Raw genomic sequence first — 25,620 nt, forward strand, 5'->3', positions numbered from 1 at the left:
CTATTTCCCCTTCTGTTCACCGTTCTGCGCGGCCAGCGTGGACAGAATCGCGGCAATCACCGGCGCCGCATGCTCGCCGCCAGTGGCGTCGGAGTGGCTGACAAAGGCCGCCATCGCCAGCCGGTGACGCTGGCCGGGCAAGCTGCCCGGTTCCAGCCATCCGGTGAACCAGACGGTCGCGGTGTCCTCGCCACTGGGCGCAGTGCCTGTTTTGCCGTACAGGCCCGCACGCACAGCAGCCAGCGAGGCGCCACGAAAAGCGCCCGCACCGGTGCCGACATCGACCACGCCTTTCATGCCGGCCTTGATCCGGTCCAGGCGGATGCCCAGCGGTGGCGCGGTCGGCACGCCGGCGCTGGCGCCGTCCAGCGACAGCAGCATGCGTGGCGCCACCACCCTGCCCTGGCCAACCGCCGCCGACGCCAGCGCCATTTGCAGCGGCGTCACCTGCATACGCAGGCCGATCGCCATCTGGCGCAGTTCGTGGCGGGTGTGGATAGGATCGATGCGCGCAGGCGTGGCTTGCAGCGCGTCCCAGGTGCGCCAGTTGAAGTCAGCCGGCAGCAATCCGCCGTCAAGGCGCAGTGTTTGCTCGAAGCCCAATCGGCGTGCGGCAGCGACAATGGGCCGCACGCTATCCAGCGCATCGGCGTCCAGCGCCTGCACATCCGGTGCGCCGCCATCAGGACGGCCGAACAGGCTACGGTCACTCAGTTCGCTGGACCAGGCAAACCAGGTATTCAGGCTGTAGGTCAGCGCTTGCGCCAGTCCGAGACGCCCCTCCTGCGCGCGGCGATCCAGGCTTTGTTCGCGGTAGTTGGTGATATGCGCCAGGCGCGGATTCATCGGGTAGCTGGCGGCGTCGGTCTGGAAGCCGTAACCACGCTGCGCCGCCAGGCGATTGATGGCGGGGAGTGGCATCCCGCTTAGCAGCGCATCGATCTGCTGATCATTTTGCGCCGCCAGTTCGAGGCCCAGCGCGCTGATGACTTTAAAGGTCGAGCCGGGGCTCTGGTGCGCGCCGCCATCGTGTTGCAAGGCCGGCAGGCGCAGTGGGCTGCGCGCGGGGCTGGTGCGGTCGAAATCGCGCACCTCGGCCCAGTTGGCGGCGTTGACGTCGCCCGCGCCGGCGCCTGTCGCTGCGAGGATGTCGCCGGTTTCGGTGTCAAGAATGACCATGCCAGCGTGACGGCCTTCAGGTGCGGGCTGGCTGCCGGTGCAGCGACCGTCCTGCCAGCGGCCACGGTGCATGGCGACGCAGTCCAGCACCCGTTGGCTCAGTGCTTGCAGTGGCAGGTCGAGCGTCAGCACGGCGTTGACTGTGCCGGCGGGGGCGGGCAAACGGGCCAGCATGCCGGTGACGCTGTTGGCGTGTTCGCTGCTGATGCCCAGCAGCGGTGCAAGGCCGGCTTCCGTAGCGGATTCGCTAGGTGCGCCGTCCGTCCACAGGGTGGTGCCATTGCGGTCTTGCAGCTGGACTGCCGATGGCATGTTGCGGCGCGCGCTGACGTTGTCGCTTTGCGCGAGCGGCTGCCAGATCAGGTGGCCGCCGACGACGCGCAGGTGGCGGTATTTCTGGTCTTCCGGCGTGTTGAAGTCCAGTGGCTGCAAATCCAGGCGGATAGTGCGAACGCCGGCTTGCAGCGTCAGCGTAATTTGCTGAACGTCGCTGCTATTGGCGCAGGCGCGGCCGGTACATGCGGGCGTCAGCTGGGCGCTGGCGCCATTGATGCCGGCCGCTGCCACCCTCCCTGCGACCAGCATGTGCAGTATTTCGCCGCCGTTGGCTGCGCGCGGCAGGTTGAGCGTCAGGCGCACGTTGGGGCGACCTCCCATGATCTCTGTGGCCTGCGGCCAGCGGGCGATACGTGTCCAAGGCTGCCAGCCTTGTGGCAGCGATGCAAACAGGCGCGATGCGGCTACCGGCATCTGGCTGGTAGTGGCGATGATCACTGGCGCGTTGCCGTTGCCTGCGTTGTCGGCGGTGGTGGCGCTCCAGTCCAGCGGCAGGTCGGCTGGACCTTTGATGCGCCATGCCAGCAGGCGACGCTCGCTGTTGTAGATGTCGATCTGCTGGCGAACATAAGCACCGTCGGCCTGGTAATACAGGCGCTTGAAGAGTTTCTGCGTGGCGGGACCTGGCTGGACCTGCTTCCAGTTTCCCAGTTCCGCAGCGCGCTCGCTGGCATGTGCAGCTTGCCACTGCGGCAGATCGCGCGGAGCGATGTCGATGGCGCCGCTAGGGTTGAGGCGCATCAGTCCTTGTGCTTGCAGTTGTTCGAACAGGGCCTGGTCTTCCAGTGCGCCAGCTGCGCCTGCGGGAACCTGGTAGTCGCCAGCAGCGAGATAGGCGTTGACTGCGCGGCCGCGTGCCGGGAACGCGGTGACCAGTGCGGCGACCTGGCCGGCCGGCGCACGCGTGGCCGACGGCGCGGCGGGGCGGTAAATCTGTACGACCAGCTCACCAGCCTGCGGGCACATGGCGTTGCTGCGGCGTTCGATGCGCAATGCGGCGTTCGCGCCCCACAGCAGCCAGCCTTGCTGGCGCAAAGCGACCTGGCCGCTACTGCCCTGCTCGATCTGGCCGAAGCTGGCATCGCTGAGCCAGCGGGCATCGCCCTGGCGTGCGTGCCAGCTGAGTTGCAGCGGTTCGCTCAGCGGATCGCTGAAATCGCCCCTGGCCATGCCTTCAATCTGTACTTCGGGCATGGCGTCGGCGCCGTTGTTGCGGTCTGCTACCAGCAGGACGTTGCGCAGAGAAATCTGCACGTTGGCTTCTTCGTTGCGCTTCACCCAGCGCTTGACGTCGTCGAAGCGGTAGCCGATACGCAGCGGCAGCAGGCGCGTGTCGGTAGGGCTGCGCAGCTGGCTGCACAGATCCACACGGACTGGCGGTGCGGCTTGCAGGCCGGAAGCGATCAGCAAGACGCCGCCCGGATGCAGGCTGGCGCTGATGCCGGTTTCGGCTGGCACGCGGAAGCTGATACCCGGCAGCACGGATTGGTAGGCGTTGGCGGCGCGGATGTTGGCAGCCGACTGTGGCGTACTGGCGGTGGTGGCGGCCAAATGGCGCGCGTGGCCGGCGATCAGCGCGCCGCCGCCCGCCGCCAGGACTACGCCTACCGCCGTGATCCAGGCGACGCGCGACGTGCGCGGACCGACCGCGCCAGCGGAACGGCCATCTTGCCGGGCATGTTCATCGCGCGAGCGGAGCGTGCCGCCTCTGGCGGCTGGGCCGGCGGCATTGTCTGGGGCGGCGGTGGCGGTGGCGGTGGCGGTGGCGGCGGTGGCGGTGGCGGTGGCGGTGGCGGCGGTGGCGGTGGCGGTGGCGGTGGTTGTGCCAGCGGGTTCGCGGCGCGAGGACACCAGCCTGACAGCGGGACCGCGCTGTCCGGCGTGCAGGTTGGCGCGGCGACGGCGGGTGCGGCGCCGCTCGGCCCAGGCTTGCAATATGGTGCGGATGAAGTGCGGCATATACCCCTCGCTATTGGTTTGCACTCTTTAGCCGGGGGACGGGGAAAACCGCCCTCCCATCGCGCCAGAATGCATTTCGGTCCGCAGAAAACGCATCCCGTCGCAATCCCCGCGCAGCTTGCGTCGCCTTTGGTTACAGTGACTACATCGAAACTCAATCACCAAGCAAAGGAGCACAAAATGAACGTCCTGAAAAACTTTGAAGCCCTGTTCGTCATCAGCGCAGCCCTGACCTGCGGCGCCGCCTACGCCCTGACCAGCCACACCGCGATCACGCAAGATCCAGCCATGCAAACGGTGGTGGTCAGCGCCAAGCGTCTGACGCCTGAACAGAAGCTGCAATCGGTACTGGAAGAACGCGCCATCGTCATGGCCGCTGAAGCGGACAAAGCCAACAAAATCTGAATCCGTGCGCCGGCGCACATTGGATTTGAACAGCTTTGTGTCATATGTAAAAAGTTGCATCATTCAGCACCACGACGAAAATCGCTTGATATAGTTCGTTCATGCGCAGTGCCAAGACAGCAGCAAGCGCACATAAAAGAACGGAGGATTCCATCGTGATCAAGCCAATTTTCGCCACCGCCCTGCTCGCACTGAGCGCGGCAGCTTTTGTACCCGCCACTGCGTCCGCGCAGGTCGGCGTCAGCATCGTGATCGGCAACGCACCGCCACCTCCACGCTTTGAAAGCATCCCTGCACCGCGCCGTGGCTACGTCTGGGCACCAGGCTACTGGAACTGGGATGGCCACCGCCACAACTGGGCTGGCGGCCACTGGGAACGCGAACGGCCAGGCAATTACTGGCGCCAGGCGGAATGGGTACGTGACGGCGGCAGTTGGCGCTTTGCCCCTGGCGGCTGGATCGTCAGCGGCGGCCCGACCCGGGTGGACTACATTACCGTTGCTCCGCCAGCACCGCGTTATGAACGCATTCCCGCGCCACGTTCAGGCTATGTCTGGTCGCCCGGCTATTGGGACTGGCGCGGCAATCGTCACGAATGGGTAGGCGGCAACTGGATCGCGTCGCGTCCAGGCTATGTCTACCAGCAGCCGCGCTGGGAGCAGCGTGACGGTCACTGGTATCGCCAGGAAGCACGCTGGAACCGTGGCCCGAACGGCGACCGCGATCATGACGGCATCCCGAACCGCTACGACCGTCACGACAACCGTGGCGACCATCGCGGCGACAACCGTGGACGCGGAGACCGCGACCACGACGGTGTCCCCAACCGCTATGACCGCGACCGCGATGGCGACGGCGTCCCGAACCGCTACGACCACCATCCTGACAACCGCCGCCGCGATTAATGGACAACTCCGAGTTTGAAATGCTGGCCACGGCCGCCTTCAAGGGCGAGCGCGTGGCCGCGCGCCGGTTGGCGGCACGCACGCAAGTCAGCGAAGCACAGGCGCTGTTGCAGGTACTGTCCCTGGCGGCTGGCGCGCTGGGACTGGCGCAACTGCTGGCCGAACGCCAGGCGCTGCGCCAGCGCGACGAAGAGCGCCGCGCCGGCCGGCAAGCCGACGCCGCGCACAAGCTGGCGCAGCGCAAGGCCGGCATGCAAGCAACGGCCGCTTGGCGTGGCTGGTTCGATGGTTCGGCCCACCCGAATCCCGGCCGGATCGGCATCGGCGCGCTGCTCTGCGGGCCGGATGGCCAGCGCGTGGAAATCAGCCGCCGCGCCGGGCATGGCAACAGCAGCGAAGCGGAATACCTGGCCCTGACGGCGCTACTGGAAGCAGCACGGGAAATGGGCGCAACCGAACTGGCCGTGCATGGCGACAGCCAGGTAGTCATCAATGATGTGAATCTGTACGCGGCGCGTGGCGCCAAGGGACTGGAAGAACATCGTGCGCGCGTGATGGCGCTGATGGCGGCACTGGGCGCCGTGAACCTGCGCTGGGTGCCGCGTCACCGCAATGGCGACGCCGACCGCCTGTCGCAACAGGCGATCGGCCAGCCGGATTAACGGGCGATCTGCAGCGGCGAGCGCGTGGTGCGTGCGTGTTGCAGGCGCGGCGTGCCATCCACCTTGAAGACACTCACCGCCTGTGCCAGCGCGGCGGCCTGCTGCTGCATCGATTCCGCAGCGGCTGCAGCCTGTTCGACCAGCGCGGCGTTCTGCTGCGTCACCGCGTCCATCGAACCGATCGCGTGATTGACTTCGTTGATGCCGGCGCTTTGCTCGCTGCTGGCGGCGGTGATTTCCGAAATCATGTCGCTGACTTTGTGCACGCTGGCGACGATTTCGTCCATCGTGGTGCCGGCATCGGCCACCAGCTTGCTGCCCTGGTTGACCTTCTCGACCGAGTCGCCGATCAGCGCCTTGATTTCCTTGGCAGCCGAGGCGGAACGCTGCGCCAGGTTGCGCACTTCCGACGCCACCACCGCGAAGCCACGGCCTTGCTCACCGGCGCGCGCCGCTTCAACGGCGGCATTCAGCGCCAGGATGTTGGTCTGGAAGGCGATACCGTCAATCACCGAAATGATGTCGACAATCTTGCTGGACGACTGGTTGATCGAATCCATCGTGCCCACCACTTCCGCCACCACGGCGCCGCCCTTGACAGCAACCTGCGCCGCCGATGCGGCCAGCTGGTTGGCCTGGCGGGCGTTGTCGGCATTGTGCTTGACGGTGGACGTCAGTTCTTCCATCGACGACGCGGTTTCCTCCAGCGCGCCCGCCTGTTGCTCGGTGCGGCGCGACAGATCCTGATTACCCTGGGCGATTTCGGTCGACGAGGTGGTAATGTGATCAGTGCCGACACGTACTTCGGTAACGATGTTCAGCAGGCTGGCGTTCATTTCCTTCAGCGCCGACAGCAGCTGGCCGGTTTCGTCCTTGGCGCTGTCGTCGATATGGCCGGTCAGGTCGCCGCTGGCGACGCGGCGCGCGGCCGTCACCGCTTGCTGCAGCGGACGGACGATGCCGGTGGTCAGCAGCCAGGCGCTGGTCAGGCCGAACACCAGCACCAGCGCGGCCAGCACGAACAGCAGGTGACGGCTGCTGGTGGCGACATCGTCGATGTGGGCGGCGCTGGCGTCGATCTTCGCACGCTGCATTTTCAGCAGTTCGACGATCAGTTCCTGATACTTGGCGGTGCCAGGCCGGAAAACGGTTTCAAAAATCTTCGTGGCTTCATCCAGTTCGCCGGCGGTCTTCAGCTTGTTGATCTGGTCGCGCGAAGACAGGTACACTTTACGCTGCGCGCCGATGCGGGTGAACAGTTCCTTCTCGTCGGCGTCGGTGATCAGGCCTTCGATTTTCTTCTGCAGTTCCGAGGAAGCGGCCGACGAGGCCTTGGACTCTTCGGCGAAGTAGGTGCCGAGCGACGGATCGCTGCTGCGTGCGATCGCGGTGGTGCGGCGGATGCCGCTATCGATCTTGCCCGACCAGTCGGAGATCATGCGCTCCTTGGCCAGTGGCACCTGCATCATTTCGCTGGTGGCCGAGGCCACGCCTTGCAGACGCCATACGCCGATGCCGGTAATCAGCATCGCAAACGCCAGGATGATTGTGAAGCCCAACGCCAGGCGTTTTCCGATACTGATATTCGCCAACATATTCATTCTTGCACCTACCTCTCAGAGTAAACCAAAAACAAAACTACGGCATCAGCATCGGGTCTTGCCCGTTGTGATGGTGGCTGGCGCTTATGCCGCCAGCGCCGTGCTCTCGATCAGCCCCATATCGGCGCTGGACATCAGCTTGTCGATGTCGACCAGGATCAGCATGCGCTCTTCAATCGTGCCCAGGCCGACAATGTGGTCGGTGTTCAGCGCCGAGCCGATTTCCGGTGCTGGCTTGATCTGCTCCGGCGCCAGCGTGGTCACGTCCGACACGCGGTCCACCACCATGCCGACCACGCGGTGGCCGATGTTCAGGATGATGACGACGGTGAACTGGTCATAGGTTGGCGCGCCCAGGTTGAACTTGATGCGCATGTCGACGATCGGCACGATGATGCCGCGCAGGTTGACCACGCCCTTGACGAATCCCGGGGCGTTGGCGATGCGCGTCGGCGTTTCGTAGCTGCGGATCTCGCTGACTTTCTGGATGTCGATGCCATACTCTTCCTGACCCAGGGTAAAGGCCAGGTACTCGCCAGCGGTATTTGCCGAGGCGTTGAGTTCGCTTACGTTGGACATAGGTTTTCCTTCATTGCTAAAGTGACTGACCGTAATGTTACCTCAAGTCAAGATGCATAGCACCAGTTAAATGCGCTCGGGCAACAAAATAAACTTATTGCAATTACCAGATTGACCATTAAATCATCCTTTTGCCTCTGCACAAGGCCACTACTAGCATGTATGATTTGCCACAAACCGCCGATTTTCAGGGAGACAGATGAATAGCTTGCTTACTGGCTGGCACCCGCGCCTGGTCGCCCTTGCCGCCGCTGCGCAGGGCACGGATGGCGCCCATGACACCAACCATTTGCACCGCGTCTGGCGCAACGCCAGCCTGCTGCTGGACGACTATCCCGAGGCCGACGCGCTGGTGGTGCTGGCCGGTTGCTACCTGCACGACCTGGTCAACCTGTCCAAGAACGATCCCGAACGCCATTTGGCCTCGCGCAAGGCGGCGCTGCTGGCCAGCCGCCAGCTGGCCGAACTGGACTTCCCGCCGAACAAGCTGGCGGCCGTCGCCCACGCCATCGAAAGCCACAGTTTTTCCGCCGGCATTCGCCCGGAGACCATCGAAGCCAAGATCGTGCAGGACGCCGACCGCCTCGACGCGCTGGGCGCGGTCGGCCTGGCGCGCCTGTTCTATACCGCCGGCCGCATGGATTCGGCGCTGGCGCACCCGGACGATCCGATGGCGCTGCACCGCGACCTGAATGACAAGGCCTATGCGCTGGACCACATCGACACCAAGCTGGCCACCCTGCCCGGCAAGATGCAGACCGCCGCCGGCCGCCGGCTGGGCGAAGCCCGCATGCAGGAGCTGATCGCCTTCCGCGACAACTTCATCGCCGAATGGGCCGCCAGCCCGGCCACGCCGTAACCTTCCCGAGCACCCATGAGCACAACTGATTCTGCAGCACCGCAGGGCAATCTGAATTTTGTACTGATCAGCGTTTTCATCGACATGCTGGGCATTGGCCTGATTGTGCCGGTGCTGCCGGTGCTGGTGGGCGAGTTCACCGGCACGCGTGAAGGCCAGGCCTATTGGTACGGCATGATGGGCGCTGTCTTCGGCCTGATGCAATTCCTGTTCATGCCGATGCTGGGCGCGATCAGCGACCGTATCGGCCGCCGCCCGGTGCTGCTGTACTCCATGGCCGGCATGTGCATCAACTTCCTCACCACCGCATGGGCGCCCAACCTGGCCTGGCTGTTCCTCGGCCGGGTGATCGGCGGCATGTCGTCGGCCAGCATGTCGGTGGCGTCGGCCTATGCGTCGGATATCTCGACGCCGGAGAACCGCGCCAAAAGCTTTGGCAAGATCGGCGCCGCCTTTGGCCTGGGCTTCATCTGCGGGCCGATGCTGGGTGGCTTGCTGGGCACCGTCGACCTGCACCTGCCGTTCTATGTCGCCGGTGCGCTGTCGGCCGCCAATTTCGTCTACGGCTATTTCGTCGTGCCGGAGTCGCTGCCGGCATCGCGCCGCGCGCCGTTCACATTATCCAAACTGAATCCATTGGCGGCAATCGGCAAGCTGGCGCGCCGTACCGACATCCGTGGCCTGATCGTCACCTACACGCTGGTGACGCTGGCAGCGATGATGCTGCAAACCACCTGGGTGTTGTACACCACCTTCCGCTTCAACTGGACGCCCGGCCAGAATGGCGCTGCGCTGTTCTGCGTCGGCCTGACGGCGGCCGTGGTGCAGGCCGGCCTGCTCGGCATATTGATCAAGCGCTTCGGCGAGGTGCGGCTATCGGTGCTGGGTTTGGTCTCGGGCGCCATCACCTACCTGCTGTATGGCCTGGCGACGCAAGGCTGGATGATGTATGTGCTAATTGTCTGCAATGTGCTGTCGTTTGCCATCGGACCGGCGTTGCAAAGCATCGTCTCCAAGAGCACGCCGTCCAATGAACAGGGCGAGTTGATGGGCTCCCTGCAATCGATCAGCAGCGTGGGCGTGATCATCATGCCGCTGCTGGGCTCCGCGATTCTGGGTGAAGTCAGCCACCTGGCATCCGACGACTGGCGCGTGGGCAGCACCTTCTACCTGTGCGCCATCATGCAGGCGGTGGCCATCCTCGTCGCGCGCAACTACTTCCGCAAGCATGAGGTGCCGGCATGACGCCGCGCGTGCTGATGGCGGCCTGTCTTGCCGTCGTCGCAGCACATGCCGGCGCCACCTGCTCGCGCGATATCGCGGCGCCGGTGTCGTCCAACGGCGCCAGCGTGATGATCGATGGCGAGCAGGTAAAAGGGATTTATCCGGACGTCCTGCGCAGCATAGGCGCCAAAACCGGCTGCAACATCGTCTTCTCGGTGGTGCCGCGCGCGCGCCAGGTGGCGCTGTTCAACACCGGCAAAGCGGACGTGCTGGCGCCGGCGTCGCGCACGCCGGGTCGCGACCAGTCAGGCACCTTTATCCCGATGATTAATCATCGCGCGATGCTGATTTCAGTGAACAATGGCCGCGCGCCCATCACCAGCGCGCAGGACCTGCTGTCCCGCAAGGAGTTGCGCGTGGCTGTGGTGCGCGGCTTCGACTACGGCGAGCATTACACCACGCTGACCACCGAACTGCAAAAGCAGGGCCGCCTGTTCGTCGAAGTCGACGTGCTTGCGGTCGCGCGCCTGCTGCACGCCGGCTCGGCCGACGTCACCATCATGGGACCGACGCTGATGGCCGGCGCGATCCGCCGCGAGTCGCGCGTGCACGGCTTGCAGGAAAAGCTGAAGGCCGAGGCGATTCCGGAACTGCCGTGGATACAGAGCGGCGCCTACCTGTCCAATGCACTCAAGCCGGAAGACCAGGCCATCCTGCGCGAGGCGCTGGAAAAGGCCGGCAAATCCAACCAGATCATGGAAGGCTACCTGCGCTATTTCCGCGCGGACGTGCTGACCGACAGCGTACGCCCGCGCCCTTAGCGCTAAAGTGCCGCCAACTGGCCGATGAACCGGCAATATGCCGGCTGCACGACCGTAGACGACAGCACATCGTTGTGGCCGGCGCCTGGCGCCAGCACCATCTGCTTGGCGGTGGACGGCAGCGCCGCGTACACCTGGCGCGCCAGACGCGGCGGCGTCACGCCATCCTCCTCGCCTTCCAGCACCAGCGCCGGCCCGGCATACGCCGACACCGCAGCCACATTGTCGATGTCCTGCAATTCGGGACTGACCTGCAAGCGTACGAACGGCCATGCATACCACGGCAGCATGGCGTTGGCCCAGTCGCGCGCGTTGGTGGTGGTCGATTCGAGGATCAGGCCACGTGCGGCGGGGCGCTGCTGCGCCACGTAAGCCGCCACAAAGCTGCCAAGCGACTGGCCATGCAAGACCACCCTTCCTGGACGCCTGGCGTTGACGTCGTCGAATATCCGCAGCGCGTCCTGCTTCAGCGCGGCGATGCTCGGCTCCCCTTTGCTGCGGCCATAACCGCGATAATCAAAGATGGTGACATCGGCGCCGCACGGCGCAACAGCGTCCAGCACCTTGGCGCCATGTTCGTCGAGATGAAAGGCATTACCGCCAAAGTAAAGCACAGTCAGCGCATTGCCAGGGCGGCTGGCGACGACACCACGCAATTCCGCACCATTCACCGGCAATGCCTGCACATCCAGTTTCCAGGCCGGTGCACTGGCCTGGTCGAGATGCCGGGTGCGCGGCGGATCTTCCGCCCGGTCTGCGCGCAGCACATTGCGCTCCCCCACCTGCACTGCACAGCCCGACAAACACAGCACCACAGCTACCGCAAACCACATGCTTTTCATGCCCAGCTCCCGTTTTTAAATGTACAATTCAATATACAACAGCAAAAACTTACTGTAAAACGATAAATTCATAAGCATGAAAATTTCTCTGATCCGCATCTTTCTGTGGCTATGCGTTGTCGTCCAGGCGACCTTTTTCTTTTTTGCCTGGACCAGCTTCACGCCGGATATCGGCATCGTGAGTATTGAAATTACCGGCGAAGGTGTCAGCAGCGCGGCCAGATTGGCAATGTCCGCCCAGCAGCGCGCAATCGGCGCGACACTGGCCGCCGTGCCCTTGCTGGTGTTGGCATATGGTTTGTGGCGGCTGGACCGGTTGTTGTTGAACTTCCGTCGCCGTGATTTGTTCACGCCGCAGTCCATCGGCCATCTGCGCGCGTTTGCCGGCGCCACGCTGGCTTCGACGTTGCTGACGATCGCCGAGCCGCCGCTGCGTGCCCTTGCCTTCTGGCTGCTGGCCGGCGGCGAGCGCCATATGTCGGCCGGGGTCCGTTCGGAGCAGTTGATACTGCTGCTGGTGTGCAGCCTGTTTTACCTGGTCACGCGCCTGATGCAGGAAGGCAGCCGGCTGGCAGCCGAGAACGAGGCCTTCATCTGATGGCCATCGTTATCAATCTCGACCTGATGCTGGCCAAGCGCAAGGTCAAATCGCGCGAGCTGGCTGCGTATGTGGGCATCACCGAGCAGAACCTGTCGCTGCTCAAATCCGGCAAGGTCAAGGGCATACGCTTTGCCACGCTGGAGAAAATCTGCGAACGCCTCGAATGCCAGCCTGGCGACATCCTGGAGCGCACAGCGGACCAGGATGTCGATGGCGGCGAGGCGGAAGCGACGCTGTAGTTACTTCGCTTCGACCACCGGCAGTTCGATCGCGCTGCGCTGTTCGCCAGCGTGGTAGACCTTCAGCGTAGCCTTCTGATAATCCGAAGGCTGGGCGTAGAAGATGTTTGGCACATAGGTCTGCGGATTGCGGTCGTACAGCGGGAACCAGCTCGATTGCACTTGCACCATGATGCGGTGGCCGGGCAGGAATACGTGGTTGGTGTTCGGCAGCGCGAAGCGGTAGCGCTCCACCGTGTTGGCCGGGATCGGCGACGGCGTTTCCAGGCTGTTGCGGTAGCGGCCACGGAAAATATCCATCGAAATGCCCAGCTGATAACCGCCCATTTCCGGCTGCGATGGCACTTCGTCCGGATAGACGTCGATCAGCTTGACCACCCAGTCGGCGTCGGTGCCGGTGGTGGAGGCGAACAGGTTGACCATCGGCGCGCCGGCGATCTGCACGCGCGCTTTCAGCGGCTCGGTCACATAGGTTAGCACGTCGGTGCGGTCGGAAACGCGGCGCTGGTCGGACACCAGCCATGGTTGCCATACAGTGCGGTCGCCCATGCGCACGGGACGCGGCACGAACGGCACCGGCTTGGCTGGATCGGAAACGTATTCGTCGTAAGCGGCACCGTCCTTCGGCGCCTCGAAGCCCAGCTTGAAGCCGTCCTGCAAGTAGATCGGCTTGAGTGGCGTGGCGCAGTCGTCGGCGCAGGCCAGCGGCCATTGCGGCAGCTTCTGCCAGCGATTGACGCCGGTCTGGTAGAACAGCACTGGCGGCGTGTCGGCAGCTGGCGCGCCATCCTTCAGGTATTGATCGAGGAAAGGCTGCATGAAGTCGCGGCGGAATTCCAGCGCGGTGTCGCCGGTGAATTTGAGCGCGCCCAGCGTCGAGCCTTCGTAGTTGACGCCACTGTGGCGCCATGGGCCCACCACCAGGTAGTTTTTGTTGTTGTCCTTGTCCTTCGGCTCCAGCGCCTTGTAGACGGCATAGGCACCGTAGATGTCTTCCTGGTCCCAGTAACCCACCACGGTCATGGTCGGCACTTTCAGTTCGCGCCTGGCGAGGATCTTGTCCAGCGCCTGGTGCTGCCAGTAGCTGTCGTAGGCGGGATGCTCGAACAGCTTCCTGGTGAAGTTGAGTTTATCCAGGCCGAACTGGGCGGCGTAGCTGCCGGCCGAGCCGGCGCGCAGCACGCCCTCGTAATCGTCGTAGACGCCGGTGGCCAGCTGTTTGCCGCTGCCTTTGGCGGCGGTCTGGCTGGCGATGTAGCTCAGGTTGGGCATGCGGAAAGCGCCGTTGTGGAACCAGTCGTCGCCGCGCCAGCCGTCGACCATCGGGCTCATAGGCACGGCGGCCTTCAGCGCCGGATGCGGATTGGTCAGCGCCATCAGCACGGTGAAGCCTTCGTAGGACGAGCCTATCATGCCGACCTTGCCGTTGGTTTCCGGGATATTTTTAACCAGCCAGTCGATGGTATCCCAGGCGTCTGTGGCGTGGTCGTTGCGGGTGTTGTTCAGTGGGCCGATCAGTGGGCGGGTCATCACGTAGTCGCCTTCGGAGCCGTATTTGCCGCGCACATCCTGGAAGACGCGGATATAGCCCTCGCCCAGCATGGTTTCGTCGCCCTGGCCGGCGGTGGCCAGCACACTCGGGCTGATGTTGCGGCTGGCGCGGCCGCTGGCGTTGTACGGCGTGCGGGTCAGGACGATCGGCGCTTTGTTGGCGCCTTGCGGGATCAGGATCACCGTGAGCAGCTTGACGCCGTCACGCATCGGTATCATGACTTCGCGTTTGACGTAGTCTGCGTTGGGAATGATGGTGTCGAATTTGGCGGGAATGTCCGGCGCCATCGCTGGCGTTTGCGCAAAGACAGGGAAAGACAAGGCAAGCAGCGCTGCAACAGCGGTAAAACGCATGACGGCTCCAGAAGAAAGATTTCCAATGAAGCAATATACCACTAATGCAGCAGCTTAAAGAGTACGGCAATGAGGCCGGATTGCGCGACCAGCAAGCCTACCGGGCCTCAAGCATAGTTCCACCACCGCGCCAACGCTTTGCGGCTGCGCAGCAGCCTTGACAGACAGGCCATGACCTGCAACCATACGGCCATGATTTTTTATGCCCCGCTTCACACCCGCACGTATTGGCGCCGCTCCTAGCGAGCGCGGCCACTGTACACCCATAGTGATGTGATATTTTTATCAACGCCGCCCTAGTCTGGTGGCGTTTTTACATCCACGCGCCAGACTCGGGCAACGTAAAGGAACCCTGATGAGTCTGCCTGAACCAAGCACCGAAGCCGTCTCCACCGCACCGAAAGGCCCGCAAATCATTCTGACCGGCGACCGTCCGACCGGTCCACTGCACCTGGGCCACTACGTCGGCAGCCTGCGCAACCGCGTGGATTACCAGCACCAGTTCAAGCAGTTCATCATGCTGGCCGACTCCCAGGCCCTGACCGACAATATGGACGACACCAACAAGGTGCACCGCAACGTGGTCGAAGTGGCGCTGGACTACCTGGCGGTCGGCATCGACCCGGCCAAGTCGACCATCCTGATCCAGTCGCAGATTCCTGAACTGGCCGAGCTGACCTTCTACTACCTGAACATGGTCACCGTTGCCCGCCTGGAGCGCAATCCGACCGTGAAGACCGAGATCGCCCTGCGCGGCTTCGAGCGCGACATCCCGGCCGGTTTCCTGACCTACCCGGCCTCGCAGGCGGCCGACATCTCGGCCTTCAAGGCCACGCTGGTGCCGGTCGGCGAAGACCAGATTCCGATGATCGAGCAGACCAACGAAATCGTGCGCCGCTTCAACCGCATCGTCAACCAGGACATCCTGGTCGAGTGCAAGGCCCTGGTGCCGGACATCGGCCGCCTGCCGGGCATCGATGGCAAGGCCAAGATGAGCAAATCGCTGGGCAACACCATCAACCTGGGCGCCAGCGCCGCTGAAATCACCGCCGCCGTCAAAAAAGTCTACACCGACCCGCTGCACCTGCGCGTCGAAGATCCTGGCCACCTGGAAGGCAACGTCGCCTTCATCTACCTGGACGCCTTCGATCCTGAAAAGGACAAGCTGGAAGAAATGAAAGCCCACTACGTGCGCGGCGGCCTGGGCGACTCCATCGTCAAGAAACGCCTGGAAGTGGTGTTGCAGGAACTGCTGGCGCCGATCCGCGCGCGCCGCGAGGAGCTGGAAAAAGACAAAGGCTACATCATGCAGCTGCTGAAGGAAGGCACGATGCAGGCGCGCGAGGTGGCAGCCAAAACCGCCGATGAAGTCAAGGCCGCCCTCGGCCTGAGCTACTTCTGATCGCGCTGACCTTGCTATGGCTGGCGTCGTTCTACGGCGTCGCCAGCGTGGCCTGTTTCATCGCCTACGCGCTCGACAAGTCCGCCGCCATCGAGCGTCGCCAGCGCATTTCAGAACGCACGCTGCTGTTGCTGGGATTGTTCTGCGGCTGGCCGGGCGCGCTGCTGGCGCAGCGCATGCTGCGCCACAAGTCCAGCAAGACCAGCTTCCTGCTGAAGTTCTGGCTCACCGTGCTGGTGAATGTGGCGCTGCTGGTCGGCGCTATAAGCCAGATGGATACGTCTCTGGCAAATCCTCCATGACCCAGTGTGACGACAGCTCCAGCGGCTTGACGGCGCTGCTGCTGTCTTCACGCAGATATGCAACACGCTAGGGTTTATTTGTTTTGTGCTTTGGAAAGAGTGTGCGATGTGGAATGGCGTGTTGTGCGGTTTGCTGGCGGGAGCCCTGTGGGGCATGGTGTTTATTGTGCCGGAATTCCTGCGTGCGTTCACGCCGCTTGAAATGGCCTGTGGCCGTTACGTCGCCTACGGCCTGATCGCCGCCGCGCTGATGTCCACCCGCCTGCCGCCGCTGCTGCGCCGGCTCGACCGCAGCGACATTATTGCCATGGTCAAGCACGCGCTGGCAGGCAACATCGTCTACTACATGCTGCTCGCGCTGGGCGTCAAGTTTGCCGGCGTCGCAGCCACCTCGCTGATTATCGGCGTGCTGCCGATTTCGGTCACGCTGATGGGACAGAAGGATCACGGCTCGATACCGCTGCGGCAACTGACGCTGCCGCTGCTGCTGGTCGCCGCCGGCATCGCCTGCATCAATATCGATGTCTTCACGCATGATGTCGGCAATGGCATGCCGCTGAACGCCAAGCTGTTCGGCGTGCTGTGCGCGGCCGGCGCGCTGGCGTGCTGGACCTGGTACTCGGTCGACAACACCCGCTACCTGAAGCGCAATCCGCATTTCAGCAGCGGCGAATGGTCGGCACTGTACGGCGTGTCGAGCGGCCTGATCGCCCTGGTGATTTCGGTGGTCGCCCTGGCCGTCTTCCATGGCGACGTCACCGGTGCGGCGGCGGTCGCCAGCGGCCGCGACTGGACCTTGTTCTGGATCGTCAACGGCGTGATTGCACTGGGCGCTTCGGCCATCGGCAATCATTTGTGGAATGTGGCCAGCCGCAAGGTGCCGCTGACCTTGGCCGGCCAGTTGATCCTGTTTGAAACGCTGTTCGCGCTGCTGTACGGCTTTATCTACAAGCAGCAGTTGCCGCGCACGCTGGAAATTGCCGCGATGGTGCTGCTGGTGGCAGGCGTGATGTGGTCGGTGCGCATCCACGCGCTGGAAGATCCCGGCAAGGCGCACGCCGATTAATCGAGCAGGCCGTTCTCGCTGAGGACGTCCTGCACCAGTTCCAGGCGCAGCACGGGATTTTCCTGCAGCAGCAGGCGCTGCTTTTCTTCCAGGTCCAGCCGCAGCAACTCGCACCAGCGGTTGGCCACCCAGCCGGCTTCGTCCAATCGATATGGCGGCGCCAGCGACATATTGGCGGTGGAAATCTGTTTCTTCTGCAGCGAGCGGATCAGCGCGCCCAGGGCGTTGGCCACGTCCTGCTGTTCGCTCGGGATGGGCACCACCATGTCTTCCGCCACCTCGTCCACATCAGCCATCCACAAGCCATGCTTCAGCTGCTCGGCCGACTTGACCTGGAAACGCGTGGTGCCGATGCAGGAGATTTGCAGCAGGCCCGGCAGCGGAGCGCTCCAGTCGAGGATCCGCGCCATGGTGCCGCAGCCGGACAGGGTTTCATGCTGGTCCGGCACGCGCAACTCGCTCCCATCAAGCAGCGAGACGACGCCGAATTCTTCACCCTTGGCAATGCAGCGCTTGACCAGATCCAGATAGCGCACTTCAAACACCTGTAACGGCAAATGCCCGTCAGGAAACAGGATGGTTTTCAGCGGAAAAAGGGGAATAGATGGCATTTCGCAATCATCTCACGAAATGTGGCGCTCTGGCTTGCACCAAATGAAAAACGTTTGAATCAACAAGACCGGCAGCAGGTTTATCCGATATAAACCCGCCTCGCCAGATTATTACCGGATGATTACTTAATCAGATAATCATCTTTGTTCTTGCCTTCCAGCCATTTTGGTGCGCGGCCGCGGCCGGTCCAGGTTTGACCGGTGGCGTCATCGCGGTATTTGGTTGGTACTGGTGCGCGTGGCTTGGAGGTCTTGGCTTTGACTGCGCCGCCCAGATCGGCAACGGTCAGGCCATATTCGCGCATGATGGTGGCGACTTTCTCTTTCGCCTGTGCGATTTCATCTTTGCGGGCAGTTTCCGCCAGATTTTCCAGCTCAGCGATCTTGGCTTTGTATTCCTGGTAAGTCGTCATCTTATTTCCTTCTTATCGATGGGTCAGATTTTAAAAAACCACAAGTGACAATGTGTGAGATTTGATAGGCGCAATTTACCATAACTTCACAGGGATATTCCAGATATATCCTGATAAATACCAATATAGCGATAAAAATGGAGATTTTCCACAACTGTTTGCAAGAGAATATATATGCACCCTCATTCACAAAGCGTGCGCAGTTGTATCCCCTCCTTCACGACCTTGCGGATTAAATTGGCCAAGCGGCAGGTGGCCGGGCCGGCTAATTCCGGATTAGCCACCACCAGCGACAAGGACAGTTTGCGCCGTTGGCCCACACGCAATGGCAAAGGCTGAAGCAAACCCTGTTCCAATTGTTTTTGAATCTTGTGTTCGGCCAGCCAGCCAAACCCGATTCCATTACAAATCATTTCAAGCCGGGTATGCGGGCTGGTGACGCTCCAGCGCTGATTGCTATTCAGCCAACCATGATCGCGGGGATTCAAGGTGCCGGAATCGCGCACCACGATATGCAGATGACGGCTTAAATCGTCGATCTCCAATTCGCGCCCCAGCGCATGCAGCGGATGACAGGGATGGGCGACCGCGACGAATTCAATATCCATCAGCGCGTCGCCGAGAAAACCGGAGGGTATGCGGCTGACGATGGCAATATCCACGCGCTTTTCCAACAGCGCATCCTCCGAGCCGGACAACACCGTCTCCTCCAGATTGAGTCGCGTATGCCGCGCCCACGGCTCGAAATCGCGCAGCACCTGCACCAGCAATTCGACCGGGAACAGGCTGTCGACCGCAATGCTGACCTGTGGCTCCCAGCCGTCCGCCAGGCTGCCCGCCAGTTGCTCCAGCTGGAAGGCATCGCCCAGCAATTCGCGCGCCTTGCTCAGCAGCGCCTGGCCATTTTTGGTCAGCCGGGCACGGCGGCCGTCGATTTCCAGCAGTTCCACGCCCAATTGCTCCTGCAGCTTGGCCACCATATAACTGACCGAAGACTGGCTACGATGCAAAGCCTCGGCCGCCTGCGCATAACCGCCGCATTCGACGATCGCCTGCAAGACTTGCCACTGTTCCAATGTGCTTTTCGGTATCTTCACAAGATATTCCCCAGTGAAAAGAATTTACGGGAAAATCATATCACTCTCCATCAACTGCGCCGAGGTGCGCACGGCAACGTTATAATGCGCGATCATTCATTCGCATGGATTAGCTATCGTGTCCGATCGCCTTGCTGTTTTGCCGCAATATCTGCTTCCCAAGGGAGCGCTGACCAATCTCGCCGGCCGCATCGCCGGCGCCAAGGGTGGCGCGTACACGACTCGCCTGATCCGCTGGTTTGTCGGCAGGTATAACGTCAATATGGACGAAGCGCTCGATCCGAATATCGCCAATTACAAGACATTTAATGAATTCTTTACCCGCGCGCTGCGCCCGGACGCCCGTCCGCTGGCCGATGCCGCGTATATCTGCCCGGTGGATGGCCGCATCAGCCAATTCGGCGATATTGAGGACGATCAGATTTTCCAGGCCAAGGGCCACAAATTCAGCACCACCGCGCTGGTCGGCGGCGACGCCCAGCTGGCAGCGCAATTCCAGCACGGCAGCTTCGCCAATCTTTACCTGAGCCCGCGCGACTACCACCGCATTCATATGCCGATCGACGGCAAACTGACCCGCATGATCTATGTGCCGGGCGAGCTGTTCTCGGTGAATCCCACCACCGCGCGCGGCATCCCCGGCCTGTTCGCCCGTAACGAGCGCGTGGTCTGCGTGTTCGACACCGCCCACGGCCCGTTCATCATGACGCTGGTGGGCGCCACCATTGTCGGCAGCATGGCCACCGTCTGGCATGGCGTGATCAATCCACCACGCCTGGCGCAAGTCACCGAGTGGAAATACGACGACCAGAATATCGTGCTGAAAAAAGGCGACGAGCTGGGCCGCTTCCTGCTGGGCTCCACCGTGGTCATGCTGTTCCAGAAGGATGTGCTGAAGTTCAATTCCGCCTGGCAGCCGGCCGCGCCGGTCAAGCTGGGCGAGGAAATGGCACAGCTGAAGTAGTCACATCCCCACCGGCGCGCCCTGCTCAAAGGCCGCCTCCAGCATATCGATGAATACCCGGGTCTTGGCCGGCATCAGCCGCCGCCCGGGGAACACCGCCCAGCCCGTCACCTGCGGAAACGCCCATTCCGGCAATACCCGCACCAGTTCCCCGCGTTGCAGATACGGCCGCGCAATCGCCTCGGTCGAGGCGCCGATGCCGATGCCGGTGCTGGCCATGCGCACCAGCAGTTCGGGCGAATTGGCCAGCAGCCGCACCGGCAAGTCGCGCTCCCAGGCGGTCTTGCCGCGCAGCAGACTCCAGCGTATCAGCCCGTTCACCCGTGGCGGCAGGCTCAGCAGGTCGTGCTTGAACAGGTCGTCCGGATGCTCCGGCAGTCCGCGCAGATTGGTGTAGCGCGGCGAGGCATACAGCGCCAGCGAGCTGAACGTGATGCGCCGCGCCGCCAGTGTGGCGTCATCCGGCAGCGTGCCCATGCGGATCGCTAGGTCGAAGCCTTCCGCCACCAGGTCGACGCGGCGCGGCGACAGGTCCAGCTCCAGCGAGATGGCCGGATAGCTGTCCATGAACCTGGCCAGCACCGCGCTGACCGCGACATTGGCAAAGTCGGCCGGCATCGACACCCGCAACAGGCCGCTCGGCGCTACTTGCCGGTGTTGCGCCAGCGCGCCGGCCGCCTCGGTTTCGTCGGCCACTTTTTGCGCATGTTCCAGCAGGCTGGCGCCGAATTCGGTCAGCACCAGCTTGCGCGTGGTGCGCTGAAGCAGACGCTCACCCAACTTCCCTTCCAGCAGCGTAATCCGGCGCGATACCGTCGATTTCGGCAGTTGCACCCGCTCCGCCGCCAGGCTGAAGCTGCCGCATTCAACGATGCGTGCGAATAAAAGCAGGTCGCCAGGGTCGATTTCCATAGGATTGTTCCATTAGTGGATTAATGTTATCCATTTTAGCGTCTTCCGGATGGATTTTGAAACGGTTAAAGTTACTCCATCGACGCAGCACTCACCAACATTAAGGAGCAACACCATGAACATCCTGCAAATCAACTCCAGCGCCCGCAGCAACGGTTCGGAATCCACTCGCCTGGCTGATGCCCTGGTCGCAAAAATCAGCGCCGCCAACCCAGGCGCCGCCATCACCCGCCGCGACCTGGCCGCGAATCCGCATCCGGTGCTGGACGAAGTTGCCCTGCAAGCCCTGTTCACCCCGGCAGACCAGCGCAGCGTCGAACAAGCCGCACGCGTGGCGCTGGACGACGCGCTGATCGCCCAGGCACAAGCGGCTGACGTGATCGTGATCGGTGCACCGACTTATAACTTCGGCATTACCGCCCAGCTGAAAACCTGGTTCGACGCAGTTGCCCGCGCTGGCGTGACCTTCAAGTACGGCCCAACCGGCCCGGTAGGCCTGCTGACCGGCAAGAAAGTCTACGTCGCCCTGTCGCGCGGCGGCATCCACCGCGATGCGCCGACCGATACCCAGCTGGCACATATCAAGATGTTCCTGAGCTTTGTCGGCCTGACTGATGTGCAGTATGTGTTCGCCGAAGGCCTGGGCATGGGTCCGGAAGCAGTCGCCAAGGCACAAGCCGACGCGGAAGCAGAAATCAACGCCGTATTGGTGTAAGCAATCCAGGCGGCGCAAACTAATTAATGGAGAACGACATGACCGATCAAGTACAAACCCCACGCAGCGTGGAACGCATCATCACCGGCCAGGCCGTGATGGACGGCGCTGGCGTCAAGATCAATCGCGTGTTGACCCAGACGCTGCAGCGCCGCCTCGATCCTTTCCTGATGCTGGATAACTTTGGCAGCGACCAGGCCAACGATTACATCGCCGGCTTCCCCAGCCATCCTCACCGCGGCTTTGAAACCGTGACCTACATGCTGGAAGGCCGCATGCGCCACAAGGACAGCGCCGGCAACGAAGGCCTGCTGACCAACGGCGGCGTGCAATGGATGACCGCCGGCCGTGGCGTGATCCACTCGGAAATGCCGGAGCAGGAAGACGGCGTGATGGAAGGCTTCCAGCTGTGGCTGAACCTGCCGGCCAAGGACAAGATGCGCGCGCCATGGTATCGCGACTTCAACGGCGACGACGTGCCGGTCTTCACCACTGAAGCGGGCGCCAAGGTCAAGGTCATCGCCGGCCGTTCGCACGGTGTGGACGGCGCGGTGCAGCGCGAAGTGACCGAGCCGCTGTATCTCGACGTCCACCTGCCGGCAGGCGCGTCGTTGAGCCAAGTGCTGCCGGAAGGCCATAACGCCTTCATCTTCACCTACCGTGGTTCGGTGACGATCGGTGACAAGCCGGTGGCCAGCGGCCGCATGGCAATCCTGGCCAATACCCAGGGCGCCGATGGTGTGACCATCACGGCGGACGAAGACAGCCGCTTCATCCTGATCGCCGGCCAGCCGCTCAACGAGCCAATCGCGCAATACGGCCCGTTCGTGATGAACACGCAAGCCGAGATCTTCGCCGCCGTGGAAGATTTCCGCGCCGGCAAACTGGGCGAGGAAGCCCAGGCGTAACAGTTACAACAGCCACCAGGTGCAGACCACCTGCGCCTGGGGCTGCCGATTTCATCTCTCCCTGTTTGGCCGGGCTCATCCCCGGCCATTTTTTTGCGATAATCGCTGGATTACAGGAGAGAACATGAAACAGTGGTTATATCTAGGCATCGCCATCATTTCCGAAACCATCGCCACGTCGGCGCTGAAATCCAGCGAAGGCTTTTCCAGGCTGCTACCATCGCTATTGGTGGTGGCCGGCTATGGCATCGCCTTCTATTTCCTGTCGCTGACATTGCGCAGCATCCCGGTCGGCATCGCCTACGCGGTGTGGTCCGGCGTCGGCATCGTGCTGATTACGCTGGTCGGCTGGCTGGTATTCGGCCAGAAGCTCGATCCACCCGCCCTGATCGGCATGGCACTGATCGTTGCCGGCGTCATCGTCATGAACGTCTTCTCCAAAGCCAGCGCGCACTAACGCTCCCGCTCCGCCAACAGACTTTGGAAATCCCAATATGATGCCCACAATTATTAAATGGCTGCGCCGCCTGAGCCACATGCTCGGTTTTGAAACGGCCGACGCGTTCCCGCCTGGTCACCCGTATGAACGCACGCGCTGGAATGGCGCGTATTTCGACATCGCTTCCGACGTCAAGCCGGAGCAGATTGAAAATCGTCTGTGCGACGCCATCACCAACACGCCGCTGGTGTTTGGCTACATCACCAACCCAACGCCACGCATGCAGCGTGCATTGCTGGCCGTGCTGGAAGAGCGCATGCGCATCAACCGTGGCCGCGCCAGCGAACTGGCCGCGTTGCTGGTGCTGGCTTATGAAAGCCCGCACATCACCGAAGTAATCCCCGGCCTGCGCAGCGTGGTCGACTCCACCCACGGCTACGACATGGGCGACCGCGCCCGCACGGTCATGGCCTTCCTTGGCTCTACGCAGTCACCGTTTGACGTGATCGAGATGAATTAGCGTAGTTGCTTGGCACGTAGCGGTCGCGCAGCTTCATGAACGGAGTCTCTACGCAGAGATACAGCAACCAGCCCACCAGCACGCTGGCCGTCCCCATGATGAGCAGGGCCTGCCAGCTTTCCGGTCCCCAGCCCTGCGCCTCCAGCGGAGCGCGCAGCAGCACGCATAGCTGCTTGTGCGTCAGGTAGATCGCATAGGACCACAGCGCGAGGCTGGCCGCACCCGGCACGCGCCAACGCTGCAGCAGCGATCCCGGACTCAGCGCCGCCAGCAGCAACAGGCAGAAACTCAGGCCCAGCAGCGGATAGCCATAAACCGTCATCGCGTAGCCATAATGATCTTCCAGCAGGTAATGCCAGGTCAGCGCGGTGAGCGCCATGCCGGCTGCCAGCGTCCAGTTGCCGTAAGCGGTGATGCGCGTCCACGCGGCACCGTGATAATTCTTCAGCAAAGCCAGCGCCACGCCACAGACCAGTTCATCGAAGCGGCACCATGAAGCGTAATAAATCTGCGTGTAATAATGCGCGCCACTCAGTTCCGCTTCACTGAGGCCACTCCAGAGATGGCTGCGCACCGCCATTCCCGCCAACAGCGCGCCGGCCACCGCCAGCCAAGCCCAGGCCAGCGACTTGCGCAGCATGGCGATCCCCAGCGCCAGCGCCGGAAGCAGGAAATAAAACTGCTCCTCCACGCACAGCGACCAGGCATGCGAAAACGCCGTGCCCGGCCGCAGATCGATATTTTGGGTGAACGTCAGGAATTTCCACAGCGGCGGCAATTCGCTGGCGCCGCGCATCGCAGGCCACAAGGCATACAGCGCCAGCACCGCGTAAAAATTCGGCAAGGTCCGCAGCAAGCGACGCGCATAGAAACGCGCCAGCGAAAACCGCTCGGTGCCGGCCTGCTCCTTGCGGATACCGGACAAAATCTGGTTACCGATCAAATAGCCGCTGAGCGCGAAGAACAGGTCCACGCCGGCCCAGCCGATTTCGCTGACCCAGCCAAACGTCGACTGGCCGCTGACGAAAATCATATAGTGGTTGGCAAAGACCAGCACGATGGCCAGCGCGCGCAGCGTGTCGAGGCCGGAGTTGCGGCCGATAGTGGAAGCATTCATCGGCCGTATCATATCGTCATCCTTGTCAGGAAGATATAGCCATCGTCAACACGCTATTCGAATAGGTCAGCACCGCCGTGCAGTCGCCCGGAATCGCCACGTTCTGGCTGTGGCAGGAATAATAATCGGTGACGCCCAAGCGGATATGGTCGATTGCCGCGCTGATGCCGCTGCTGATGGTGTACGCCCCCAGCACCAGGTCCGGCGCCGTGACGAATTTCAGCGTCACATCCTGCCCGGTATTGTTCAGGAAGATGGTCTTGGACGGCTTGACTGTCTTCAGCGACGGTGTTTCAGTAAAACAGATATTCATCGTTACAGCACCCGGAACAGTCCTGCCGGGCGGTCCGGGCTGTTGCACACCATGCCGACGCTGATACGCTGACCGTCATCCACCGGCAAGGTGGCCGCGTGCAACTGCTTCAAGTTGTAATCCGCGCCCACCTCCTGGTCGGCCTGCCAGGCGACAGTGGCCAGGCCACGCCCCATCATCGCCTCGCAGCAGGCGCTGGTACCGTACACGCCCACCTGATACTTGCGCTCGGCCGGCCCGGCCGCGCTGAACGCCTGGTTGATGCCTTCGAAATAACGGCTGGCGGCCTCGCTGAATTCGATCATGTCCGGTACGGCAAAATAAATAGCCGAGCCCGATGGCTGGGTGATCACCGACTGTGCCATCAGGTAGGCTGCGGCACCGTCTGCGCAACCTTGCGCGCGGCTGAAGTAACTCAGGTGCGCATCCGGCGCCTCCCACACCACGCCGATCTGGATACCGGCATCGGTCAGCGCGCGCGCCTCGGCCAGCGACAGGCTCTTGCCAGCCTGATGCGTGTAATGGCGAATGGCAAAATCTATTCCCTGTTGCTTAATCGCTATCGCGTATTGGGTAAGTTCAAAAGGGGCTTTCACGCCGGTCAAAACTGTCATGGATTCTCCGTGAGACTTTGTAAAACTTTGGTCATATAAATCCTTAACTATTTCTCTAGAGATAGTGTTAGTATTTACATGTAACAACTTTACCCAGTCTAGGCAAAGAC

At 62.4% G+C, this 25,620-nt stretch carries 28 protein-coding genes; 16 read left to right on the plus strand and 12 right to left on the minus strand.

The window, feature by feature from the left end; translation table 11 throughout:
- Nucleotides 1–3,474: a penicillin-binding transpeptidase domain-containing protein gene (locus BLS51_RS03015; RefSeq protein WP_090178495.1), complete on the minus strand. Its 3,474-nt coding sequence runs from the start codon at nt 3,472–3,474 to the stop codon at nt 1–3.
- Between the two features lie 180 nt (nt 3,475–3,654).
- Here BLS51_RS03015 and BLS51_RS03020 point away from each other — a divergent pair, with 180 nt between their 5' ends.
- The 3 genes from BLS51_RS03020 to BLS51_RS03035 all read left to right on the plus strand — a co-directional run bounded on the left by BLS51_RS03020 (nt 3,655) and on the right by BLS51_RS03035 (nt 5,446).
- Nucleotides 3,655–3,879 (plus strand): hypothetical protein, encoded by a 225-nt coding sequence (locus BLS51_RS03020; RefSeq protein WP_090178493.1) that lies wholly within the window; start codon nt 3,655–3,657, stop codon nt 3,877–3,879.
- Nucleotides 3,880–4,034: 155 nt separating this feature from the next.
- The gene (locus BLS51_RS30555; protein ID WP_307188137.1) at nt 4,035–4,784 is read left to right on the plus strand and encodes a YXWGXW repeat-containing protein; all 750 of its coding nucleotides are present in this window, start codon (nt 4,035–4,037) and stop codon (nt 4,782–4,784) included.
- Nucleotides 4,784–5,446, plus strand: a complete 663-nt coding sequence (locus BLS51_RS03035; RefSeq protein WP_090178490.1) for a ribonuclease HI family protein — start codon at nt 4,784–4,786, stop codon at nt 5,444–5,446. Before BLS51_RS30555 ends, BLS51_RS03035 begins: the two co-directional genes overlap by 1 nt.
- Here BLS51_RS03035 and BLS51_RS03040 read toward each other — a convergent pair.
- Complete coding sequence (locus BLS51_RS03040; RefSeq protein ID WP_373994312.1) at nt 5,443–7,041, minus strand: methyl-accepting chemotaxis protein; 1,599 nt, start codon at nt 7,039–7,041, stop codon at nt 5,443–5,445. The two genes, BLS51_RS03035 and BLS51_RS03040, sit on opposite strands and share 4 nt — an antisense overlap.
- 90 nt (nt 7,042–7,131) lie before the next feature.
- Nucleotides 7,132–7,626 (minus strand): chemotaxis protein CheW, encoded by a 495-nt coding sequence (locus BLS51_RS03045; RefSeq protein ID WP_090178482.1) that lies wholly within the window; start codon nt 7,624–7,626, stop codon nt 7,132–7,134.
- 199 nt (nt 7,627–7,825) lie between these two features.
- On the opposite strand from BLS51_RS03045, the gene BLS51_RS03050 reads away from it, so the two are divergent.
- From BLS51_RS03050 to BLS51_RS03060, 3 genes are read left to right on the plus strand one after another with little or no spacing between them, the layout of a single operon-like run.
- Complete coding sequence (locus tag BLS51_RS03050; protein WP_090178478.1) at nt 7,826–8,485, plus strand: HD domain-containing protein; 660 nt, start codon at nt 7,826–7,828, stop codon at nt 8,483–8,485.
- A gap of 15 nt (nt 8,486–8,500) precedes the next feature.
- Complete coding sequence (locus tag BLS51_RS03055; RefSeq protein ID WP_090178474.1) at nt 8,501–9,730, plus strand: TCR/Tet family MFS transporter; 1,230 nt, start codon at nt 8,501–8,503, stop codon at nt 9,728–9,730.
- Complete coding sequence (locus tag BLS51_RS03060; protein WP_090178471.1) at nt 9,727–10,530, plus strand: substrate-binding periplasmic protein; 804 nt, start codon at nt 9,727–9,729, stop codon at nt 10,528–10,530. The genes BLS51_RS03055 and BLS51_RS03060 overlap by 4 nt, the downstream gene beginning before the upstream one ends.
- Nucleotides 10,531–10,532: 2 nt before the next feature.
- Here the strand turns inward: BLS51_RS03060 and BLS51_RS03065 are convergent, their stop codons facing one another.
- Nucleotides 10,533–11,372 carry an alpha/beta hydrolase gene (locus BLS51_RS03065; RefSeq protein ID WP_090178467.1) on the minus strand — a complete coding sequence of 280 codons (840 nt, stop codon included), beginning with the start codon at nt 11,370–11,372 and terminating at the stop codon, nt 10,533–10,535.
- A gap of 76 nt (nt 11,373–11,448) precedes the next feature.
- On the opposite strand from BLS51_RS03065, the gene BLS51_RS03070 reads away from it, so the two are divergent.
- Entirely contained in the window at nt 11,449–11,970 is a 522-nt protein-coding gene (locus BLS51_RS03070) for a DUF2975 domain-containing protein (protein WP_090178464.1), read from the plus strand.
- Nucleotides 11,970–12,212, plus strand: a complete 243-nt coding sequence (locus tag BLS51_RS03075) for a helix-turn-helix domain-containing protein (RefSeq protein ID WP_090178460.1) — start codon at nt 11,970–11,972, stop codon at nt 12,210–12,212. Before BLS51_RS03070 ends, BLS51_RS03075 begins: the two co-directional genes overlap by 1 nt.
- Here the strand turns inward: BLS51_RS03075 and BLS51_RS03080 are convergent, their stop codons facing one another.
- Nucleotides 12,213–14,117, minus strand: a complete 1,905-nt coding sequence (locus tag BLS51_RS03080; protein WP_090178456.1) for a CocE/NonD family hydrolase — start codon at nt 14,115–14,117, stop codon at nt 12,213–12,215.
- A gap of 355 nt (nt 14,118–14,472) precedes the next feature.
- Between BLS51_RS03080 and trpS the strand changes: the two genes are divergently transcribed.
- The 3 genes from trpS (at nt 14,473) to BLS51_RS03095 (ending at nt 16,887) form a co-directional block, all read left to right on the plus strand.
- Nucleotides 14,473–15,519 (plus strand): tryptophan--tRNA ligase, encoded by a 1,047-nt coding sequence (gene trpS, locus BLS51_RS03085; protein WP_090178452.1) that lies wholly within the window; start codon nt 14,473–14,475, stop codon nt 15,517–15,519.
- Between the two features lie 11 nt (nt 15,520–15,530).
- Nucleotides 15,531–15,821 carry a DUF1294 domain-containing protein gene (locus BLS51_RS03090; protein WP_090178449.1) on the plus strand — a complete coding sequence of 97 codons (291 nt, stop codon included), beginning with the start codon at nt 15,531–15,533 and terminating at the stop codon, nt 15,819–15,821.
- Between the two features lie 106 nt (nt 15,822–15,927).
- Nucleotides 15,928–16,887, plus strand: a complete 960-nt coding sequence (locus BLS51_RS03095; protein WP_090178447.1) for a DMT family transporter — start codon at nt 15,928–15,930, stop codon at nt 16,885–16,887.
- Here the strand turns inward: BLS51_RS03095 and BLS51_RS03100 are convergent.
- The 3 genes from BLS51_RS03100 to BLS51_RS03110 all read right to left on the minus strand — a co-directional run bounded on the left by BLS51_RS03100 (nt 16,884) and on the right by BLS51_RS03110 (nt 19,008).
- A complete protein-coding gene (locus BLS51_RS03100; RefSeq protein WP_090178444.1) occupies nt 16,884–17,498 on the minus strand; it encodes an LON peptidase substrate-binding domain-containing protein in 615 nt (204 codons plus the stop codon). The genes BLS51_RS03095 and BLS51_RS03100 overlap by 4 nt on opposite strands.
- 122 nt (nt 17,499–17,620) lie before the next feature.
- On the minus strand, nt 17,621–17,911 hold the full coding sequence (locus tag BLS51_RS03105) for an H-NS histone family protein (protein WP_090178441.1): 291 nt from the start codon (nt 17,909–17,911) through the stop codon (nt 17,621–17,623).
- A 182-nt stretch (nt 17,912–18,093) separates the two neighbouring features.
- Nucleotides 18,094–19,008: a LysR family transcriptional regulator gene (locus tag BLS51_RS03110; protein WP_090178438.1), complete on the minus strand. Its 915-nt coding sequence runs from the start codon at nt 19,006–19,008 to the stop codon at nt 18,094–18,096.
- 118 nt (nt 19,009–19,126) lie between these two features.
- On the opposite strand from BLS51_RS03110, the gene asd reads away from it, so the two are divergent.
- Nucleotides 19,127–19,972: an archaetidylserine decarboxylase gene (gene asd / locus BLS51_RS03115; protein WP_090178435.1), complete on the plus strand. Its 846-nt coding sequence runs from the start codon at nt 19,127–19,129 to the stop codon at nt 19,970–19,972.
- Here the strand turns inward: asd and BLS51_RS03120 are convergent, their stop codons facing one another.
- Nucleotides 19,973–20,884 (minus strand): LysR family transcriptional regulator, encoded by a 912-nt coding sequence (locus BLS51_RS03120; protein ID WP_090178430.1) that lies wholly within the window; start codon nt 20,882–20,884, stop codon nt 19,973–19,975.
- A 115-nt stretch (nt 20,885–20,999) separates the two neighbouring features.
- Between BLS51_RS03120 and BLS51_RS03125 the strand changes: the two genes are divergently transcribed.
- The 4 genes from BLS51_RS03125 (at nt 21,000) to BLS51_RS03140 (ending at nt 23,466) form a co-directional block, all read left to right on the plus strand.
- Nucleotides 21,000–21,599: an FMN-dependent NADH-azoreductase gene (locus BLS51_RS03125; RefSeq protein ID WP_090178427.1), complete on the plus strand. Its 600-nt coding sequence runs from the start codon at nt 21,000–21,002 to the stop codon at nt 21,597–21,599.
- A 38-nt stretch (nt 21,600–21,637) separates the two neighbouring features.
- Nucleotides 21,638–22,507, plus strand: a complete 870-nt coding sequence (locus BLS51_RS03130; RefSeq protein ID WP_090178424.1) for a pirin family protein — start codon at nt 21,638–21,640, stop codon at nt 22,505–22,507.
- A gap of 124 nt (nt 22,508–22,631) precedes the next feature.
- Nucleotides 22,632–22,964, plus strand: coding sequence for a DMT family transporter (locus BLS51_RS03135; protein ID WP_090178421.1), 333 nt, complete (start codon nt 22,632–22,634; stop codon nt 22,962–22,964).
- Nucleotides 22,965–23,001: 37 nt separating this feature from the next.
- On the plus strand, nt 23,002–23,466 hold the full coding sequence (locus BLS51_RS03140) for a hypothetical protein (RefSeq protein ID WP_090178417.1): 465 nt from the start codon (nt 23,002–23,004) through the stop codon (nt 23,464–23,466).
- Here BLS51_RS03140 and BLS51_RS03145 read toward each other — a convergent pair.
- From BLS51_RS03145 to BLS51_RS03155, 3 genes are read right to left on the minus strand one after another with little or no spacing between them, the layout of a single operon-like run.
- Nucleotides 23,429–24,583 (minus strand): acyltransferase family protein, encoded by a 1,155-nt coding sequence (locus tag BLS51_RS03145; protein ID WP_090178414.1) that lies wholly within the window; start codon nt 24,581–24,583, stop codon nt 23,429–23,431. The two genes, BLS51_RS03140 and BLS51_RS03145, sit on opposite strands and share 38 nt — an antisense overlap.
- A gap of 25 nt (nt 24,584–24,608) precedes the next feature.
- A complete protein-coding gene (locus tag BLS51_RS03150; RefSeq protein ID WP_090178411.1) occupies nt 24,609–24,896 on the minus strand; it encodes a hypothetical protein in 288 nt (95 codons plus the stop codon).
- A 2-nt stretch (nt 24,897–24,898) separates the two neighbouring features.
- Nucleotides 24,899–25,510: a glycoside hydrolase domain-containing protein gene (locus tag BLS51_RS03155; protein WP_090178407.1), complete on the minus strand. Its 612-nt coding sequence runs from the start codon at nt 25,508–25,510 to the stop codon at nt 24,899–24,901.
- Nucleotides 25,511–25,620: the final 110 nt, after the last annotated feature.

The sequence above is a fragment of the Duganella sp. OV510 genome (assembly GCF_900100205.1).
In the GTDB taxonomy this organism is placed as follows: domain Bacteria; phylum Pseudomonadota; class Gammaproteobacteria; order Burkholderiales; family Burkholderiaceae_D; genus Rugamonas.

Coding starts and splice junctions, on each gene's coding strand:
- BLS51_RS03050 (WP_090178478.1), top strand. CDS start 7,826: ATGAATAGCTTGCTTACTGGCTGGCACCCGCGCCTGGTCGCCCTTGCC.
- BLS51_RS03070 (WP_090178464.1), top strand. CDS start 11,449: ATGAAAATTTCTCTGATCCGCATCTTTCTGTGGCTATGCGTTGTCGTC.
- BLS51_RS03060 (WP_090178471.1), top strand. CDS start 9,727: ATGACGCCGCGCGTGCTGATGGCGGCCTGTCTTGCCGTCGTCGCAGCA.
- BLS51_RS03100 (WP_090178444.1), bottom strand. CDS start 17,498: ATGCCATCTATTCCCCTTTTTCCGCTGAAAACCATCCTGTTTCCTGAC.
- BLS51_RS03150 (WP_090178411.1), bottom strand. CDS start 24,896: ATGAATATCTGTTTTACTGAAACACCGTCGCTGAAGACAGTCAAGCCG.
- BLS51_RS03155 (WP_090178407.1), bottom strand. CDS start 25,510: ATGACAGTTTTGACCGGCGTGAAAGCCCCTTTTGAACTTACCCAATAC.
- BLS51_RS03020 (WP_090178493.1), top strand. CDS start 3,655: ATGAACGTCCTGAAAAACTTTGAAGCCCTGTTCGTCATCAGCGCAGCC.
- BLS51_RS03040 (WP_373994312.1), bottom strand. CDS start 7,041: ATGTTGGCGAATATCAGTATCGGAAAACGCCTGGCGTTGGGCTTCACA.
- BLS51_RS03075 (WP_090178460.1), top strand. CDS start 11,970: ATGGCCATCGTTATCAATCTCGACCTGATGCTGGCCAAGCGCAAGGTC.
- BLS51_RS03140 (WP_090178417.1), top strand. CDS start 23,002: ATGATGCCCACAATTATTAAATGGCTGCGCCGCCTGAGCCACATGCTC.
- BLS51_RS03125 (WP_090178427.1), top strand. CDS start 21,000: ATGAACATCCTGCAAATCAACTCCAGCGCCCGCAGCAACGGTTCGGAA.
- BLS51_RS03130 (WP_090178424.1), top strand. CDS start 21,638: ATGACCGATCAAGTACAAACCCCACGCAGCGTGGAACGCATCATCACC.
- BLS51_RS03095 (WP_090178447.1), top strand. CDS start 15,928: ATGTGGAATGGCGTGTTGTGCGGTTTGCTGGCGGGAGCCCTGTGGGGC.
- BLS51_RS03065 (WP_090178467.1), bottom strand. CDS start 11,372: ATGAAAAGCATGTGGTTTGCGGTAGCTGTGGTGCTGTGTTTGTCGGGC.
- BLS51_RS03055 (WP_090178474.1), top strand. CDS start 8,501: ATGAGCACAACTGATTCTGCAGCACCGCAGGGCAATCTGAATTTTGTA.
- BLS51_RS03105 (WP_090178441.1), bottom strand. CDS start 17,911: ATGACGACTTACCAGGAATACAAAGCCAAGATCGCTGAGCTGGAAAAT.
- BLS51_RS03145 (WP_090178414.1), bottom strand. CDS start 24,583: ATGAATGCTTCCACTATCGGCCGCAACTCCGGCCTCGACACGCTGCGC.
- BLS51_RS03015 (WP_090178495.1), bottom strand. CDS start 3,474: ATGCCGCACTTCATCCGCACCATATTGCAAGCCTGGGCCGAGCGGCGC.
- BLS51_RS03045 (WP_090178482.1), bottom strand. CDS start 7,626: ATGTCCAACGTAAGCGAACTCAACGCCTCGGCAAATACCGCTGGCGAG.
- BLS51_RS03135 (WP_090178421.1), top strand. CDS start 22,632: ATGAAACAGTGGTTATATCTAGGCATCGCCATCATTTCCGAAACCATC.
- BLS51_RS03120 (WP_090178430.1), bottom strand. CDS start 20,884: ATGGAAATCGACCCTGGCGACCTGCTTTTATTCGCACGCATCGTTGAA.
- BLS51_RS03035 (WP_090178490.1), top strand. CDS start 4,784: ATGGACAACTCCGAGTTTGAAATGCTGGCCACGGCCGCCTTCAAGGGC.
- BLS51_RS03080 (WP_090178456.1), bottom strand. CDS start 14,117: ATGCGTTTTACCGCTGTTGCAGCGCTGCTTGCCTTGTCTTTCCCTGTC.
- trpS (WP_090178452.1), top strand. CDS start 14,473: ATGAGTCTGCCTGAACCAAGCACCGAAGCCGTCTCCACCGCACCGAAA.